The sequence below is a fragment of the Microbulbifer aggregans genome (genome assembly GCF_001750105.1).
Classification (GTDB): domain Bacteria; phylum Pseudomonadota; class Gammaproteobacteria; order Pseudomonadales; family Cellvibrionaceae; genus Microbulbifer; species Microbulbifer aggregans.
The window spans coordinates 1,716,251-1,731,924 of sequence record NZ_CP014143.1 but is presented as its reverse complement, the minus strand read 5'-3'; the positions used below and the strand labels follow the sequence as shown (position 1 = coordinate 1,731,924).

At 58.7% G+C, this 15,674-nt stretch carries 18 protein-coding genes; 13 read left to right on the top strand and 5 right to left on the bottom strand.

Features of this window, described 5'->3' with window-relative positions; translation table 11 throughout:
• Nucleotide 1: 1 nt before the first annotated feature.
• From AUP74_RS07600 to AUP74_RS07555, 10 genes are all read left to right on the top strand, one after another.
• A complete protein-coding gene (locus AUP74_RS07600) occupies nucleotides 2-691 on the top strand; it encodes a hypothetical protein (RefSeq protein ID WP_069947048.1) in 690 nt (229 codons plus the stop codon).
• Nucleotides 692-816: 125 nt separating this feature from the next.
• Complete coding sequence (locus tag AUP74_RS07595) at nucleotides 817-1,485, top strand: hypothetical protein (RefSeq protein ID WP_069947047.1); 669 nt, start codon at nucleotides 817-819, stop codon at nucleotides 1,483-1,485.
• A 15-nt stretch (nucleotides 1,486-1,500) separates the two neighbouring features.
• Nucleotides 1,501-2,952 carry a M48 family metalloprotease gene (locus tag AUP74_RS07590; protein WP_069947046.1) on the top strand — a complete coding sequence of 484 codons (1,452 nt, stop codon included), beginning with the start codon at nucleotides 1,501-1,503 and terminating at the stop codon, nucleotides 2,950-2,952.
• Nucleotides 2,953-3,102: 150 nt separating this feature from the next.
• A complete protein-coding gene (locus AUP74_RS07585) occupies nucleotides 3,103-4,734 on the top strand; it encodes a long-chain-fatty-acid--CoA ligase (protein WP_069947045.1) in 1,632 nt (543 codons plus the stop codon).
• A 107-nt stretch (nucleotides 4,735-4,841) separates the two neighbouring features.
• Nucleotides 4,842-5,945, top strand: coding sequence for a glycerophosphodiester phosphodiesterase (gene glpQ, locus AUP74_RS07580; protein ID WP_069947044.1), 1,104 nt, complete (start codon nucleotides 4,842-4,844; stop codon nucleotides 5,943-5,945).
• Between the two features lie 118 nt (nucleotides 5,946-6,063).
• The gene (locus tag AUP74_RS07575) at nucleotides 6,064-6,447 is read left to right on the top strand and encodes a DUF1622 domain-containing protein (protein WP_069947043.1); all 384 of its coding nucleotides are present in this window, start codon (nucleotides 6,064-6,066) and stop codon (nucleotides 6,445-6,447) included.
• A gap of 188 nt (nucleotides 6,448-6,635) precedes the next feature.
• Entirely contained in the window at nucleotides 6,636-7,463 is an 828-nt protein-coding gene (locus tag AUP74_RS07570; RefSeq protein ID WP_226999913.1) for a DMT family transporter, read from the top strand.
• Between the two features lie 86 nt (nucleotides 7,464-7,549).
• The gene (locus AUP74_RS07565; protein WP_069947041.1) at nucleotides 7,550-7,870 is read left to right on the top strand and encodes a heavy metal-binding domain-containing protein; all 321 of its coding nucleotides are present in this window, start codon (nucleotides 7,550-7,552) and stop codon (nucleotides 7,868-7,870) included.
• 107 nt (nucleotides 7,871-7,977) lie between these two features.
• The gene (locus AUP74_RS07560) at nucleotides 7,978-8,208 is read left to right on the top strand and encodes a TFIIB-type zinc ribbon-containing protein (protein WP_069947040.1); all 231 of its coding nucleotides are present in this window, start codon (nucleotides 7,978-7,980) and stop codon (nucleotides 8,206-8,208) included.
• A gap of 81 nt (nucleotides 8,209-8,289) precedes the next feature.
• Nucleotides 8,290-8,634 carry a hypothetical protein gene (locus AUP74_RS07555; protein WP_069947039.1) on the top strand — a complete coding sequence of 115 codons (345 nt, stop codon included), beginning with the start codon at nucleotides 8,290-8,292 and terminating at the stop codon, nucleotides 8,632-8,634.
• A 24-nt stretch (nucleotides 8,635-8,658) separates the two neighbouring features.
• Here AUP74_RS07555 and AUP74_RS07550 read toward each other — a convergent pair whose 3' ends face one another.
• Entirely contained in the window at nucleotides 8,659-9,438 is a 780-nt protein-coding gene (locus AUP74_RS07550) for an enoyl-CoA hydratase (RefSeq protein ID WP_069947038.1), read from the bottom strand.
• A 543-nt stretch (nucleotides 9,439-9,981) separates the two neighbouring features.
• Here AUP74_RS07550 and AUP74_RS07545 point away from each other — a divergent pair.
• Entirely contained in the window at nucleotides 9,982-10,764 is a 783-nt protein-coding gene (locus tag AUP74_RS07545) for a tryptophan 2,3-dioxygenase (RefSeq protein WP_069948757.1), read from the top strand.
• 109 nt (nucleotides 10,765-10,873) lie between these two features.
• On the opposite strand, the gene AUP74_RS07540 is transcribed toward AUP74_RS07545, so the two are convergent.
• On the bottom strand, nucleotides 10,874-11,296 hold the full coding sequence (locus tag AUP74_RS07540; protein WP_069947037.1) for an ExbD/TolR family protein: 423 nt from the start codon (nucleotides 11,294-11,296) through the stop codon (nucleotides 10,874-10,876).
• A 187-nt stretch (nucleotides 11,297-11,483) separates the two neighbouring features.
• Nucleotides 11,484-11,936, bottom strand: coding sequence for a methylglyoxal synthase (locus tag AUP74_RS07535; RefSeq protein WP_069947036.1), 453 nt, complete (start codon nucleotides 11,934-11,936; stop codon nucleotides 11,484-11,486).
• 216 nt (nucleotides 11,937-12,152) lie between these two features.
• On the opposite strand from AUP74_RS07535, the gene AUP74_RS07530 reads away from it, so the two are divergent.
• Nucleotides 12,153-12,548 carry a hypothetical protein gene (locus tag AUP74_RS07530; RefSeq protein WP_069947035.1) on the top strand — a complete coding sequence of 132 codons (396 nt, stop codon included), beginning with the start codon at nucleotides 12,153-12,155 and terminating at the stop codon, nucleotides 12,546-12,548.
• 96 nt (nucleotides 12,549-12,644) lie between these two features.
• On the opposite strand, the gene AUP74_RS07525 is transcribed toward AUP74_RS07530, so the two are convergent.
• Nucleotides 12,645-13,532: a hypothetical protein gene (locus AUP74_RS07525; protein WP_069947034.1), complete on the bottom strand. Its 888-nt coding sequence runs from the start codon at nucleotides 13,530-13,532 to the stop codon at nucleotides 12,645-12,647.
• 129 nt (nucleotides 13,533-13,661) lie between these two features.
• Here AUP74_RS07525 and AUP74_RS07520 point away from each other — a divergent pair, with 129 nt between their 5' ends.
• Complete coding sequence (locus AUP74_RS07520; protein WP_069947033.1) at nucleotides 13,662-14,498, top strand: hypothetical protein; 837 nt, start codon at nucleotides 13,662-13,664, stop codon at nucleotides 14,496-14,498.
• Between the two features lie 178 nt (nucleotides 14,499-14,676).
• Here AUP74_RS07520 and AUP74_RS07515 read toward each other — a convergent pair whose 3' ends face one another.
• Nucleotides 14,677-15,600 (bottom strand): hypothetical protein, encoded by a 924-nt coding sequence (locus tag AUP74_RS07515; protein ID WP_069947032.1) that lies wholly within the window; start codon nucleotides 15,598-15,600, stop codon nucleotides 14,677-14,679.
• Nucleotides 15,601-15,674 lie beyond the last annotated feature (74 nt).

The window sequence follows — 15,674 nt, the reverse complement described above, 5'->3', positions numbered from 1 at the left end:
TATGGCTAACAGACAGAAAGGTTTTCTCTCCGCGATGCGAGTGGCCCTCGCATCGGCAGCCCTGCTCCTTGGCGCCTGCTCCCACACAGTAAAGGTGGACGGAGAATTCCCCCAGCCGGTCGGCCCCCAGCATCCACTGACGGTGGGCGTCTACCTGAGTGAGGATTTCCGCGAATTCACCCATCACGAAGACAGCGAAGACCGGGACGAGTGGAATATCAGCACTGGCAGAGCACAGGAAAACCTCTTCCAGACCGTGCTCAGTTCCATGTTTTCCGAAACCGTTCCCCTCGGCCAGTACCCGGCCAATCTGCCCAGCGATGTCGAACTGGTGATTGTTCCTGAGATCCGCGAGCTGCAATTCACCATGCCGCGGGAAACCAGGGTCAATATCTTTGAGGTCTGGATCAAGTATGACATGCACGCCTATGCACCGAACGGTGACTCTGTCGCCAGCTGGGTGATTACCGCCTATGGCAAGACGCCGACCGCGTTCCTCAAGTCGCGGGAAGCCGCGCTGGCCCAGGCGATCAATGTCGCGCTGCGGGATGCAGGTGCCACGCTCTACACCGGCTTTGCCCGGGTGCCGGAGATGCAGGCACTGATCGATGAAAAGCGCCGGGCCATATCGCTGGAACAAATTCCGTCACCGACCGACACCGCCAGTGCCACGGATGCACCGGTGGAATAGCGCGTAAAGACATCGAGGGATGCGCCTTCAACATCGCATCCCCCCTGTGCCGGCAGGGAGCTGTCGCCGGCACCATCGCCCCGGAGCCCCACCCTTCGGGGCCGAGCAATTGACAGGAGGTTGTTGTGGTTAGAACCCTATTTGTTTTTGCGCTGGTCTTGCTGAGCGGCTGCACCACAGTCGTTATCGACGAGTACCGCCGCAGCAATGGAGAGCTGGCAAAAGGGGATAGCGTGGTCATCCTCGGGCGCAGGCACTCCAGTGATTACGAGACGGAGCCCGACCTGATCGACTGCGTCGGCCGCCAGCTGCACAACCCCGACGCCGGCCTGAATATCATTCCGGAACGGCAGTTTGTCGATGCCATGTACCCCTGGTTTGAGCCGCGCACGGCACCGATGCACCTGCGCTCACTGGACCGCATGCTGGAAAACCAGGAACTGCGAGCGCGTCTTGAAACCTACGGGGTGAAGTACATCATCTGGATCGATGGCTCCACCGAAACCACTGCCAGTGCGGGCTCTATCGGTTGCTCCATCGGTACCGGTGGTGCCGGCTGCTTCGGCTTCGGCACCTGGGACAAGGAGTCGGACTACGAGGCATCGGTGTGGGATTTCCGTGATCAGGAACTCTCCGGCAAACTCAGTGCAGATGCCAAGGGCACCTCCTATATGCCGGCCATCGTTGTGCCCATTCCCCTGATCGCCCGGGTGCAGACCAACGCGTGTAAGGGCATGGCCCTGCAGCTACAGGAGTTTCTGCTGCCCTCGCAGACAACCAATCAGAAATCCTAGGGAGGCAAAGGATCGATGCATACTTTCAATAAAATACTCATCGCTACCCTGCTCGCGACCACCGTCGGTTGTGCATTCAACCCGGCCACCAACCGGCCTGACCTGGTGCTGATGTCCGAGGAAAAGGAAATCAACATCGGCAAGGAAATGCATGAAAAAATTGTCGCCAGTACACCGATCTACAAGGATCCGGTGCTGACCGCCTACGTGGAGCACGTGGGGCAGAAAGTTGCCAAGGCCAGTGACCGACCAGAGCTGACCTATACCTTCACCATCATCGACAGCCAGGACATCAATGCCTTCGCCCTACCGGGTGGCTATGTGTACATCAATCGCGGCCTGCTCACCTACCTGCACTCTGAAGCGGAGATGGCCGCTGTACTCGCCCATGAGGTCGGCCACATTACAGCGCGCCATGCCGTGCGCCAGAAAACCGCAGCCACCGGTGCCGGCGTGGCCTCGGTACTCTCGGTGCTCGTTACCGGCAGCGGTGTCGTCGGGGACGTAGCCAACCTGTGGGGCACTGCGGCGGTTAAAGGCTATGGCCGCGAAATGGAACTGGAGGCAGACCGCTTCGGCGCCCAGTACATGTACAACGCCGGCTACGACCCCCAGTCCATGATTAATGTGATCGGCCTCCTCAAGGACCAGGAGACCTTCGCACGGCGCAAGGCGCGACTGGAGGGCAAGAAACCACAGACCTATCACGGTGTTTTCTCCACCCACCCGCGCAACGATATTCGCCTGCAGGAAGTAGTAGCGGCTGCGGGTAAGCTGCCCGAAGACAAGAAAACCACCAAGGTGGAATATTACCGCGAGAAAACCGAAGGACTCGTCTACGGAAAAAATGCGCAGCAGACGGAAAAAAACCGCTACAACCACCAGCGCCTGGGCTTTTCCCTGCTGTTCCCCGAGGACTGGAAAGTGGAAAACCAGCGTTCGGCAATTGTTGGCACGGCACCGGACAGCAGCGCCACCATCACCATCAAGGTGGCGCAGCGCAACGGCAACCAGCCGGCGGACATGGCCCTGCGCGAGGTTTACGATGTGCGCACCCTCGAGCAGGATGAGGAACTCAACCAGTACAGATTGACCGGCCATACCGGCAAGCTTCCATCGTCCGCTACCGGGGCACCGGATCGAGTGGCGGTTATCTACTATGGCAGCCGGCAGTACATGCTCGAGGGCAAAATCCAGGGCGATGCCCCGGACAAGGACGTCAAAGAGCAGTACGACAACCTGTTCCTTACCAGCATCCGCAGCTTCCGTCCGCTACGCAAGAGTGATGTCGTCCAACCCGATATCAAACGGGTCAAATATGTGCAGGCCAATGAGAAGACCACCTTTGCCTCACTGGCCCGGCACATGGATATCGGCGACTACGCTGAAGAACAGCTGCGCTTGCTGAACGGCTACTATCCCCGCGGCGAACCCAAACCCGGTGAATGGATCAAGATCGTCCAGTGAAACAGGGGGAGGTCCATGTCATGGGCCTCCCGACAAATGGTTCACAGAGTCACATTTTGTATAGTGAGGTGAACATTTCCGACGTTTGCCTCCTACCCCTTCAGAAGACAATAGAGCAATAACAATAAGTAAACCCAAAAGGAGAGCCCCATGAACGGCCTGATGATGGGAACACAACTCACCCTGACCGGTATCATGCGTCACGCGCAGCAGAATTTTCCGGACAGTGAAATCGTCTCGGTCACTGCCGACAATCCCCTGCACCGCTACCGCTATGGCGATGCCTTTGCGCGGATTGCACAGCTAGCCAATGCCCTGCAGGGCCTCGGCGCCCAGTCTGGTGACCGGATCGGCACCCTCGCCTGGAATGACTACCGGCACTTCGAACTCTATTACGCAACGTCTTGCTCCGGTCTGATCTGCCACACCATCAACCCGCGTCTGTTTGCCGAGCAGATCGCCTACATCATCCAGCATGCAGAAGACCAGTGGTTGTTTATTGACCCAATGTTTGTGCCTTTGCTGGAAGCGCTTTCTGATCAGCTGACATCGGTGAAGGGCTATATCCTGCTAACCGACAGCGCCAACATGCCCGATACCACCCTGGCCAACGTGCACTGTTACGAGACACTGATCGAAGGGCATCCCAGCACCTTTGACTGGCCGGATCTGGATGAACAATCGGCCGCTGCACTCTGCTACACCTCGGGAACCACCGGCAACCCCAAGGGAGTGCTGTACTCCCACCGGGCGATGGTGCTGCACACCTATGGCGTGCTGTTGCCCAACGTGTTCAATCTGCAGCAGCACGAGGCTGTTCTCCCTGTTGTACCCATGTTCCACGTCAACGCCTGGTCAATTCCCTATGCGGTGCCGGCCGTGGGTGCCAAGCTGGTGTTCCCGGGTCCGAAGATGGCCGATGGTGAGACCCTCAGCAAGCTGATGAACGCTGAAGGGGTCACTATCGCTGCCGGAGTTCCCACAGTCTGGATGGCGCTGCTCAAGTATCTGCGCGACAACGAAGAAACACTCACCAGCCTGAACCGGGTGGTGGTCGGGGGATCCGCCTGCCCCTGGGCGATCATGGAGGAGTTCGAGCAGCGTCACGGTGTCTACACCCACCACGCCTGGGGCATGACAGAAATGAGCCCGCTTGGCACCTACAACAGCCGTGTAGATGAGACCCTGCCCCCCGAGGAAGCCCGCACCCTGCGACTCAAGCAAGGCGTCGCGGCCTATGGCGTCGAAATGCGCATCGTCGACGCCGAGGGCAAGGAGTTACCCCGGGATGGCGTCGCTTTTGGTGCGCTGCAGGTTCGCGGGCCCTGGGTCTGTGAACGCTATTTCAAAGCCGGGGAGTCAGCGCTGACCGCCGATGGCTGGTTTGATACTGGCGATGTGGCCACCATTGATTCCAAGGGCTACCTGGGTATTACCGACCGCACCAAGGATGTCATCAAATCCGGGGGGGAGTGGATCTCCTCGATCGAATTGGAGAATATCGCCGCAGCGCAGCCCGGCGTTGCCGAGGCGGCTGTGATCGGCGTACCTCATGAAAAGTGGAGTGAGCGCCCACTCCTTGTGGTGGTGCCCACCGTTGGTGCGCAGCTGGATCGCCAAACCCTGCTGAGCGCATTCGAGGGCAAAGTAGCCAAATGGTGGATTCCAGAGGACTGTGTCGTCGTCGACGAAATTCCACATACGGCAACCGGCAAAGTGAGCAAGAAAGATCTGCGCGAGCAATTTGCCGAGCACCGCTGGCCCGAAGAGGCCCCCGCGTAACCAGAACCCTTCGCCGGCCGGGCCTGGTGCCCGGCCAGGCTTTTCCCACCCCGTTTCGTCACTTCTTTCTGGTATAAGAGGGGCTTGCCTCCCGCACCGGAAAACCTATGTTACCCAGAAGCCTGAGCCCCATATTCGCCCTGCTGATTGCACTGACAGGAGCCATTTCCGACACACTTGCCGCCCAGCAGGCTGAACCGCTCGTCATTGCCCACCGGGGCGCCTCCGCATATCTGCCCGAGCATACTCTTGAAGCCAAAGCCCTGGCCTATGGTATGCGTCCCGACTATATCGAGCAGGATCTGGTATTGAGCAAGGACAATCGATTGATCGTCATGCACGACATCACCCTCGATAACGTCACCGATGTGGCCAAACAATTCCCCGACAGGGCGCGGGAAAATGGACATTTCTACACCATCGACTTCACCCTGAAAGAACTCAAGCAACTACGGGTGAGTGAGGCTTTCAAGCGCAGTGGACAGACTGTCGAGCAGAAATATCCCGGCCGTTTCCCACTGTGGAAATCCAGTTTTCAGCTCTCCACATTCGAGGAGGAACTGGAACTGATCCAGGGGCTGAATCAATCCCTGGGCTATGACATTGGAATTTATCCGGAAATCAAGAAACCCTGGTTCCATCACCGTGAAGGCAGGGATATCGCCAGGCGCACTCTGGAGGTGCTGCAGCGCTATGGATATAGGAACGCGGCGCAGAAGGTATTTCTGCAGAGCTTTGATCCCGAGGAACTGCAGCGCATCGATCGCGAGCTGATGCCGGACATGGGAATGGATTTACCGCTGGTGCAGCTCATCGCCGAAACCAGCTGGGGCGAAAAGCAGGTGGAGCGGGAAGGTTTCCTGGTCAACTACAGCTATGACTGGATCCGGGAGCCCGGCGGCCTGGCAAAGGTCGCCGGCTATGCCGATGCCATTGGCCCCTGGGCGGTGATGCTCGTACGGAAGGGCGACAGCGGACTGCAGGCCAGCGCGTTGCGGGAGGAGGCACGGCGCCTCGGATTGCCTGTGCATGCCTACACATTCCGCGCCGACACCCTGCCCGAGAACCTGGAGGGGATAGAGGGCTTCGACGACCTGCTTGCCCTGTTCATCAACCAGCTTGCAGTCGAGGGACTGTTTACCGATCACCCGGACAGGGTTCGTGCCTTCATCGATCGGCAGCGCGAGGCCGCCGCGCTAGCGGATCACTGAGCACCCCCCCGTAAACGGTTTTATTACAGACCGAGAAGAAATGTCTCGGAATACCGACGGAGGAGGAAAAGCTCAGCCGACTATACTTGCCCGGAGCGCAGATCTGGAGCTCCGCACCATGGAAAATGAACTGCAGTCGCTCCTGGCATCCACCAAGTCCATTGTGGAAGTGGCCGGTTACGCCATCGAAGTTTTCGGCGTGCTGGTAATGATTATTGCCACCGTTAACTCCACCGCGCACTTCCTCCGTACCCGCGGCAACGTTTCTCGGGAAGAGGCCTATACCCAGTACCGCCAGAGCCTTGGCCGCGGCATTATCCTGGGGCTGGAATTTCTGATTGCCGGGGATATTGTCAGGACTGTCGTCGTCGCCGAAACACTGCAAAATGTCGGCACTTTGGCGCTGATCGTTTTTATCCGCACGTTTCTCAGTATCACTCTGCATCTGGAGGTGGAGGGACGCTGGCCCTGGCAGGACAAGCCGCAACGGCAGCCGAAGTGAACGCCCACTCTCCCGACTCCCGTTAACTCTGCCTCGTATCCACCAGCCCCGGCTCTTCGCAGCGGTTGCAGCGGACATCCGATAGAACAACAATGACGCTTCAATTGCGCCGGCGGGGAAACCCGCGGCACCTGTACTCAATCGGGGGATTTGCCACCATCACCAGATCAGATAGTCCTGGACGCATCTTGATCCTGACGGCTCTCGCCATGGCAGCCTTTGCAGGCAACTCCCTGCTCTGCCGTGCAGCACTCCTGCATACCGCCATCGACCCGGCCAGTTTCACCGCGATACGGCTACTTTCGGGAGCAGTTTTCCTTTACTTGCTGATATTGCTGCGTCGGGAGGGCACCAAAGAAAAGGCGGGCAGCTGGGGCTCGGCCCTGCTGCTGTTTCTCTACGCCGCCGCCTTCTCTTTCGCTTATATCAGCCTGTCCGCCGCCACCGGCGCACTGCTATTATTCGGCGCCGTGCAGGTCACCATGATTGGCGTCGGTGTGCTCTCCGGTGAAAATCTCCGCACAACTCAACTGATCGGGATCTCACTCGCCCTGGCGGGGCTGGTCGGCCTTCTGCTGCCGGGAATTACCGCGCCGGCACCTCAAGGGGCGGCGCTGATGGTCCTGGCCGGAGCCGCCTGGGGTGGCTATTCGCTACGCGGCCGCGGTGCCGGCAACCCCACCCTGGTCACCAGTGGAAATTTCGTCCGCACCCTGCCTCTGGTTGCCTTGCTGGTACTTGGAACCCTTGACCATCTCGCAGTCGATGCTGCGGGGATTGCCCTCGCCATCGCGTCCGGCGCCCTGGCATCCGGGCTCGGTTATGCACTCTGGTACGCCGCCCTTCCCCACTTGCGCGCCAGCAGCGCCGCCACAGTCCAGCTGAGCGTGCCTGTCATCACTGCCGTCGCCGGGGCACTGCTGTTATCGGAACCGATTACTCTGCGTCTGGTTGTCGCGTCTCTGGCAATCCTGGGCGGAATCGCCATAGTGATTCACTCGGGTCGGCGCTCCTGAATGCAGCGCATAGAATCGCGTGAACCCACTGGCGGAGCGACATCGTCGCTGCAATCTGATACTTAACCAAAAACAGGGAGAGGAAAATGCTGAAAACCACTACCAGTGTTGTCGAGGGGCAAGAAGTCCGCGAGTACTTCGGCGTTGTTGTGGGCGAGGCGATATTGGGCGCCAATGTCTTCAAGGATATCTTCGGCTCCATCCGCGATATCGTCGGTGGCCGCTCTGGCTCCTACGAGAAGGAGATGGCACGCGCCAGGGCCCTCGCATTTGCGGACATGGAAGAGAGCGCCAAGGCTTTGGGCGCCAATGCCATCATCGGGATAGATATCGACTACGAGGTGGTCGGCGCACAGGGTGCCATGATGATGGTGAGTGTCAGCGGAACCGCGGTGCGACTGCGCTGAGACCTGTGCTGGCGTAGTGCAGGGTTTGGTATAGGCTAAATAGAGCGAGGCGCCGAAAGATCCGTCCGGCGCCCGGCAACACACGAACACCTTCTGAGGAGGTCCCTATGCATTGCCCTGTCTGCAAGGACGTCAGCCTGGTCAACGCGGAGCGCGAGGGTATCGAGATCGATTACTGCCCCAACTGCCGCGGCATCTGGCTAGATCGTGGCGAGCTGGACAAGATCATCGAGCGGTCCGCATCCGACGCGGTTGGCGCCGCCGCCCACCGAGAGCATCATGCCCAGACGCCCCACAAACAGAAACGCAACCTGATCACCGAATTGTTCGATTTCTGAAAGGCGGGCCAGCCGGTGCTGGCCCCCCGCCCTGCCTTACCGATATATTGTCTGCTGCGACAGAAAAATCGGGAGGCGCCCATGGAAACGGATCGGGCACATTTTCTTTCTGAGGTAGAAGCGCGACTGTTGCGGCTATTTTCCGCTTCCAAAAGCGGTTATCGCCTGTCGCCTCAGGAACGCCACCGCCTTGAAGGCTTCATGCAGGCCGGCGTATTTCTCAACCTCACCGACAATGCGGCGCTGGAAGGATTGATGGAGCAGTGCCATCAGGCAGTGTTCAACAAGAGTATCGCCGAGCGCAGGGCTGAGAACCCGCTGAACGCCAGCTACGAGCGCATCGATTACAGCCCCTATGAACAGCCCGCCTACATCCGTCACCAGGGCCGCAGAAGCCGCAAGAGGGAGTCGGAGGAGGCCGGCTAAGCCCGGCCCCGCGCAATAAGCAATTTATTCGAAACGTGAAAAGTCCGCCGGCCGTTTTTCCATAAACGCGGTCCCGGCCTCTTTGAACTCCTCTGAGCCCAGGCGCTTCTGGAAGTGCAGCGCTTCCTCCTGAATCACCTGTGCACCAGCCTCGCGGGTTCCTGCTCGCAACAGGCGCTTGGTCAGCCGCACCGCTTCCGGCGCCTTGGTGGCCAGTTCCGCCGCCGTCATACGCGCCTGGTTCAACACTTCATTTGCCGGCAGGGCCGCGTTACAGAGACCGAGGGCAACAGCCTCTGCAGCATCAAACTTTTTACTCAGCAGCAACAGCTCTGATGCGCGGGCATGGCCCATGATCCGGGGCATGAAGAAGCTGGAGCCGTATTCCGGACACAATCCCAGGTCCACGAAAGGCATCTTGAACATGGCGTCGTCGCCGGCAAACGCCATATCGCAGTGCAGCAGCATGGTGGTGCCGATACCCACCGCGGGGCCGTTGATGGCGGCCACTACTGGCTTTGGAAAGCTGTACAGCGCCAACATGAACTGGAACACCGGTGACTCCTCACTGGAAGCAGAGCCTCCCAGGAAATCCATCAGGTCGTTGCCGCTGGTGAAGACGCCCTCGGCACCGGTAATGATCACGACGCGTACCTCGCCACTGTCCGCCGCACTGTTCAGCAGCTCCGCCATGGCCGCATACATGGCCATGGTCAGGGCGTTCTTGCGCTCGGGGCGGTTAATGGTAATTTCCAGTACGCGGTCAGTCAGCTGTGCCTGGATTTCTGCACATGAGCTCTGCATGGGCTTCTCCGATTCGTTCAATTGACAGGTGGCAGGCCTGACAGGACAGAGCGCCGCCACGGATAGCCCCATGGTAGCGGCTCCATCCGGCAATGGCAGTTCCGAATCGCTCAGTTTTGGTGACGGGGTCTGTCTCAGGGACAGGCACTATCCAGGCCAGGACATCGTAGCAAGGGCATTGCTGTCACAGGGAATCAAAGTTGAGCGGGAGGCCGTGACAGGGTCTTCGAAACCAACGGCGAAGCCCACGCGCCTGATGGAGCATACTGGCAAGCGCTCAGGCGACGGCGGGAGCGGGACAGCGCCGGTCTCTATGCTCCAATCAAGGAATCATTGCACCAACTCAACCGCATCGAGACAGGGGTTCCACAGACGGGTGCCGACGATGGACAGGTTTTTTACCGTGTTTTCCATTCGGTAGCCTCCCGACCTTATAATGTCGCCAATATTGAGCTTTTTCTCGCAATTTCAGTTTTGATCAGCAACCGCCCAGTGCGCGCTAATCTGTATCTGATCAAAACCCAACCAGGTGTTCTTTTTTTCATGACCGTTACGTATAGCTCCTACCTCAAGGTTGACGAACTACTCAAGTGCCAACACCCCCTCTCCGAGGGACCAGAGCACGATGAACTGCTGTTTATCACCATTCACCAGAGCTACGAGCTCTGGTTCAAGCAGCTGTTGCACGAACTGGACTTCCTCATCCGCCTTTTCAATCAGGGCGAACAGAACCGGGCGCTGCACACTTTGAAAAGGGTCGATTCCATTTACCGCACCCTGATCCAGCAGGTGGATATCCTGGAAACCCTGACCCCGCTGGAGTTCATGTCATTCCGGGACCGTTTGTCCACCGCCAGCGGCTTCCAGTCCTACCAGTTTCGCGAGCTCGAGTTCCTCTATGGGGCCAAAGATGCCAAGAAGCTGGAGAACTACCCGGAGGGTTCCGAGCACCACCAGCGTCTGCAGAAGCGCCTGGAGAGCCCGACCCTGTGGGATGCCTTCCTCGGCTTCCTCGCGGGACAGGGCCACGACATTCCCGACAGCGTCCTGAACCGCGACTACTCCAAGGTCGCTGATCCCTCGAAGGCAGTTCAGCGCGTATTGATCGATATTTACCGCAACGATCCCCTGGTAAGCGAAATCTGCGAGGCGCTGGTGGATATCGACACCTCGCTGCAGCAGTGGCGCTACCGGCATGTGAAGATGGTGGAGAGAACGATTGGCAGCAAAATGGGGACCGGCGGCTCCAGCGGCGTAGGCTACCTGCAGAGCACCCTTTTCCGCCCGGTCTTCCCGGATCTGTGGGCAATCCGTTCCGAGTTCTGACGGGAGTCCGGTCTGAAGGGGCCCGGCCACCTTCAGACCGGGATCGACAGGCATAAAAAAAGCCAGCTGATAGCTGGCTTTTTTTGGTTCGCCCCGGGCGAGGTGAGGATTACTCCTCAAACGGTACCAGGGACACCTGGATACCCGGGTTCACCTCTTTCGCCGCGTCGGCAATGCTCACATAGGTGTCCGCGCTGGACTTGTTGTGGGCACGTACGATAACGATCGCCTGCGGGTTCTCAGCAAACAGCTGAGCGATACGAGCACGTACTGCGCGGGTATCGATGCGGCTCGGACCCATGTAGATCTCGTCGTTGGCGTTGACGGTCAGCAGAATGTTCTGCTTATCGGGGTCCGGCGGAGTCTGTTCGGTCTGGTCCGGATCCGGCACGTTGACATCCAGCGCCTTCTCTTTAACAAAGGACGCCGTCACGATAAAGAAGATCAGCATGATGAACACAACGTCCAGCATGGGCGTCAGGTCGATATCGGCTCTTTCCTCTTCTACGGCCTTACCGCGTCGTCTACTCATAAAACACCGTACAGTTATCTAATGCGAATGGCGCCGGATTGACCGGTCTAATCAGGTGGGCAAGATTGCCGCGAAATTGCCCAGTTTGCAAGCGAAACCTGCCAAACGGAACAATCTCCCTTACAAATCAACAAGTTAGGGGCCGCCCGACACCTTTTGGTCACAATTCGAGCGAACAGCCAGCCAGTCAACGAGCGGCCAGATAGCCCGCGTAATCAGGCACCGACCGCTCAAAGTCGCTGCCCATCAGGGCCGACTGGACCATCATATCTGCACTGGCGGAGTTACAGGCGACCGGGATATTCCACACCGCGGCGATCCGCAACAGTGCCTTGACGTCCGGGTCATGAGGCATGGGTTCAAAAGGATCCCAGAAGAACACCAGCAGGTCTATCTGCCCCTCGGCAATACGGGCGCCCAGCTGCTGGTCACCACCGAGGGGGCCACTCAGCAATTTTTCGACACTGAGTCCGGTAGCGGCTTCGATCCGCGTACCGGTGGTGCCGGTTCCCAGCAGGGTGTGCTGAGCCAGCAAAGGGCGATGGCGACTGCACCACTCGATCAGGTCACCCTTACGATTGTCGTGCGCCACCAGCGCAACACGTTTGTTGGCCGGTATGGATTTCGAAATGAACTGCATTGATCCCCCGTCTGCTCTCGGGCCTTTCATTATTGGTCTATTGACGCAGTTTGCCGGGGCTATGACAAGCGCCCCCCGGGGGGCGGAGCGACCAGACGGACCCAATCACCGCCGAATGGCTTATGCAGCTGCAGGCAAAGGCGCTGCGTGGCGCCAGTGCGGGCTTTATAATGGTGCCGACCAGAAAACTCTATAAATGAAGTAAGGAATGACACCATGAGCGTTGGAGCCTGGGAACCGGAAAAGTCGAACCCCCAGAAGGTGGAGATCGATCGTGAGCAACTGCGCCGTTTCATTGCGTCAGTTACATCCGGAGAGCTTCAGGAAGAAAACCTGAGCGACCAAGACCGCACTTCCTCCCAGCTGGTCCGCCTCCCCGCACAGCACTGGCTCGACGAGAGCGAGCACTGGCAGGCGGAAGAAATCTGGCAACTGATCCGCTTTTTTACCCTCGCCGAAGCCACGCTGCCCGGCTGGGATGCCGGTGCTGAATCTGCAGTGATTCCACTCGCCAAATCCCTGCGCCGTCGTCAGCAGCCGCTGTCCAAAGAACAGCTGCTGTGGATACGACAACACTCTGATAATCGCTACCTGCCCTACGGCCCTCTATAAGCATCCCGAGTCACTGCAGCCTTCATCCTGATCACTCTTGAGACCGGCAGAATGCCGGCTCCAGGAGCCGGCATTGCCTGACCTTTAGTGGGAGTTTCAGTCTTCCAGCCTGGAAACCTGGCCATATAAAAACGCCCCGCTGCCGGGCACACGATAATTTGCCGGCAGGTGGCGCCACACCACATACCCTTCGCTATCCAGCAACCAGGCACTCGGCCTGCAGGCAGCAGCTGTGGCGGGTCCGCGCACTCCCATCATGCGCCCCGACAGCCGCAACCACGGGGGTACACCAGCCTGGGCGATAAAAGCTTCGTTTTGCATAGCGCGGGGGTCGAGCTGCAGCGTGAGTGGTTTTTCATTATCCGGCCATAAATGATGCCAGTGCTCGCCCAGCTCCGTGCTCGCGAACACCAACTGGATACCAAGCTGTTTCAGACGGGGATGGAGTTCAGCCAGCTGCAATAGTTGCGCCCGGCTGTCGGCACAGAAAGAGCCGCGCATCATCACCAGCAGGTATCCACCCCCCTCTGCTGGGAATTCCCCCCCCTCCACAGCGATATCTTGCTGCTCCGCTGCCAATTCCGGCCAGCAGCTTCCGCTCGACAACACCAGAGGTGTAAATCGCTGATTTTGCTGTGGCACCGGCGGATGGCTGACTGCACTACTGTGAAACAGGTAGAGCAGCACAACAAACAGATTGTATATCGAGAGATGTATCGGCAAGTTCTGCTCTGTGGCCGTCAGAAGTACAAATGCGAGCCCGAGTAGAACCAGGGCAAATGCTTTTGCCTCCCGCTGTTCACCGGAAAAACGCTGCGGCAGTGAGAAGCGCAACAACATCCAAACCGGCAGCGCCCACGCATTGACGAGCAATCCTAGCCAGGGGATTTCACCACTGGCTGCGTATCGCCAGAGCGCCCAAAAACCACATCCCCACAGCCAGATAAATGCTGCGAAGGTAAAAAAAACCTTAATCCTGCTCATATGCTGGTAAAAATGCCCTGAAAAACTTGCAATTCAGTATATAAATAAGCTGCAATTAGCGCGATGTTTTCCAAGCTTCAAGCATTTTCTTTTCATAGCGACAACAATACTTAATTACAGGGATATTTTATGGCTGCAAAAAAGAAGTCCACCACCAAAAAGGCCGCGGCTAAGGTGAGCCCCATTGCCAAGCTCGAAGCCGAGCTCAGCAAGCTCAAAGACCAGCTCGAGAAAGCTCGCGACAAGCAGGAGAAAGACGCGGCCAAGGTAGCTGACAAGCTTGCCAAGGACGCGGCCAAGGCTGATGACAAGGCCAAGAAGGCAGCGGCGAAGGTAAAAACCATTCGCGCGAAGAAAAAGACTCCGGCTCAGCAGAACCAGCTGAAAACTGCCAGAGCCGCAGCTAGCACCGCCAAGAAGGCCGCTGATAATGCCAAGGCTGCGGCCAAGGATGCCAAGGAACAGCTCGCAACCATCAAGTCCGAGAACAAGCTGGCTGCCAAAGTTGCCAAGGCTGTCGCCAAGGAAGAAGCGGCCGTAGCCAAGAAACTGGCCGCGGAAGCCAAGAAACAGGCTGCTGCTGAAGCCAAGAAGGCCGCCGCCGCTGCCAAAAAGAAAGCTGCTGCAGACAAGAAGAAAGCTGCTGCCGCTGCCAAGAAGAAAGCTGCTGCAGACAAGAAGAAAGCCGCCGCGGCCAAGAAGAAGGCTGCCGCTGCTGCCAAGAAAGCGAAGGCAAAGGCTGCAGCTGCCGCTAAGAAGGCCAAGGCGAAGGCAAAGAAAGCCACCGCCAAGAAGAAGCCGGGCCGTCCGAAGAAGGCTGCCACCAAGACTGCTGCCAAGAAGTCCCCTGGTCGCCCGAAGAAAGCTGCTACCAAGACTGCGGCCAAGAAGTCTCCCGGTCGCCCCAAGAAAGCTGCCACCAAGAAGGCTGCTGCCCGTCGCGGCCGTCCGCCGAAGGCCAAATAACGGCCCAGCACAGCTGCTGGGGCGTGCCCCCGGCTCTGCCGCTGTCAAACCCCGGCTCTCGCCGGGGTTTTTTCGTTATGGGCTGGGTAAATAAATATGCAAGATAGGAGTGCAAGCACTGCTGGCTGTGCAGCGGTACGGGCCGCTCGAGCCTGGAGAATTAAGGCAGGTACGTTCGTCAGGGCGTATTGAGGCGCAAGCCAGCGATGCCATGATCTCGCCCCAGCTCCAGCACACAATCGGCGCGCGCGGGCATTTCCTGCAGCAGGTTACGGGTAATCCGCTCATAGTGCTGCACAAAGCGCACGATCTCGTCGTCCGACATACCGCCGCCGCTGGAAGTCCGCAGCTGCTGTTCCTGCTGGGTGCGCCAGGCCAGCACGCACTCCATATCCGGCACCTTGAGCATGACCAGCTTGTCGAGCCGACCAAATAAATCCTGATAGGGTCCGGCCAGTTCACTGTTAATGTACTCGCGCCAGGTACCTTTGGGGTCCTCATCCCGCTCGAGTGCATTGATGGGCTCCTCAATTCCCTGCCAGGGTCGCGCCCCCACGCACCAGCCTTCGAATATCAGGATATCCACTGGGCCGCGCTGGCAAGTCCATGACGGCTGCGGCGCCCGGTCATCGATGGACTTATCGAACCGGGGGATCGGGACAGTGTCCGTACCATCACTGTGACAGAGTCGGTCAATGGTCTGAATACCGAGCTGCACATCGTGGGTGCCTGGAACGCCACGGGTTGCAAATAGTGGGTGCACCGTCTCCGCAAGGTGCAGGCGCTCGGTGCGGGTGAGGTAGATATCGTCAAGGGAGAAGCCGGCGCTGCGCAGATCCATCGCGGACCAGACGAGATTCAGAAACGCGGTCAGTGTCGACTTACCGGACCCCTGACCACCACACAGGCCCACGACAAGAGTGCGGTCATCCTCGCGCTGATCTGCCAGCCAGACAGCCAGAGGCAGCAGGTAAGCATCGATGGCCAGGTTAAACCCGGGTGGCAGCTGGCGCTTGGCGACAAAGTCAGCAATCTGCGTAGCCAGGCTTTTCCGCAGCGCACTGGCCCGCTCCCGCGTAGCTTGTGGCCAGCTGGATGTCATTGCACTTCTCTCCGCACGGCCAACATCGCAGCCTTGCCACAGTCCTTCTTCATCTTCATCCGGTTTCACCCTGC

Coding starts and splice junctions, on each gene's coding strand:
- AUP74_RS07540 (WP_069947037.1), bottom strand. CDS start 11,296: ATGAGTAGACGACGCGGTAAGGCCGTAGAAGAGGAAAGAGCCGATATC.
- AUP74_RS07565 (WP_069947041.1), top strand. CDS start 7,550: ATGCTGAAAACCACTACCAGTGTTGTCGAGGGGCAAGAAGTCCGCGAG.
- AUP74_RS07515 (WP_069947032.1), bottom strand. CDS start 15,600: ATGACATCCAGCTGGCCACAAGCTACGCGGGAGCGGGCCAGTGCGCTG.
- AUP74_RS07530 (WP_069947035.1), top strand. CDS start 12,153: ATGAGCGTTGGAGCCTGGGAACCGGAAAAGTCGAACCCCCAGAAGGTG.
- AUP74_RS07590 (WP_069947046.1), top strand. CDS start 1,501: ATGCATACTTTCAATAAAATACTCATCGCTACCCTGCTCGCGACCACC.
- AUP74_RS07545 (WP_069948757.1), top strand. CDS start 9,982: ATGACCGTTACGTATAGCTCCTACCTCAAGGTTGACGAACTACTCAAG.
- AUP74_RS07600 (WP_069947048.1), top strand. CDS start 2: ATGGCTAACAGACAGAAAGGTTTTCTCTCCGCGATGCGAGTGGCCCTC.
- glpQ (WP_069947044.1), top strand. CDS start 4,842: ATGTTACCCAGAAGCCTGAGCCCCATATTCGCCCTGCTGATTGCACTG.
- AUP74_RS07525 (WP_069947034.1), bottom strand. CDS start 13,532: ATGAGCAGGATTAAGGTTTTTTTTACCTTCGCAGCATTTATCTGGCTG.
- AUP74_RS07585 (WP_069947045.1), top strand. CDS start 3,103: ATGAACGGCCTGATGATGGGAACACAACTCACCCTGACCGGTATCATG.
- AUP74_RS07555 (WP_069947039.1), top strand. CDS start 8,290: ATGGAAACGGATCGGGCACATTTTCTTTCTGAGGTAGAAGCGCGACTG.
- AUP74_RS07560 (WP_069947040.1), top strand. CDS start 7,978: ATGCATTGCCCTGTCTGCAAGGACGTCAGCCTGGTCAACGCGGAGCGC.
- AUP74_RS07575 (WP_069947043.1), top strand. CDS start 6,064: ATGGAAAATGAACTGCAGTCGCTCCTGGCATCCACCAAGTCCATTGTG.
- AUP74_RS07520 (WP_069947033.1), top strand. CDS start 13,662: ATGGCTGCAAAAAAGAAGTCCACCACCAAAAAGGCCGCGGCTAAGGTG.
- AUP74_RS07550 (WP_069947038.1), bottom strand. CDS start 9,438: ATGCAGAGCTCATGTGCAGAAATCCAGGCACAGCTGACTGACCGCGTA.
- AUP74_RS07535 (WP_069947036.1), bottom strand. CDS start 11,936: ATGCAGTTCATTTCGAAATCCATACCGGCCAACAAACGTGTTGCGCTG.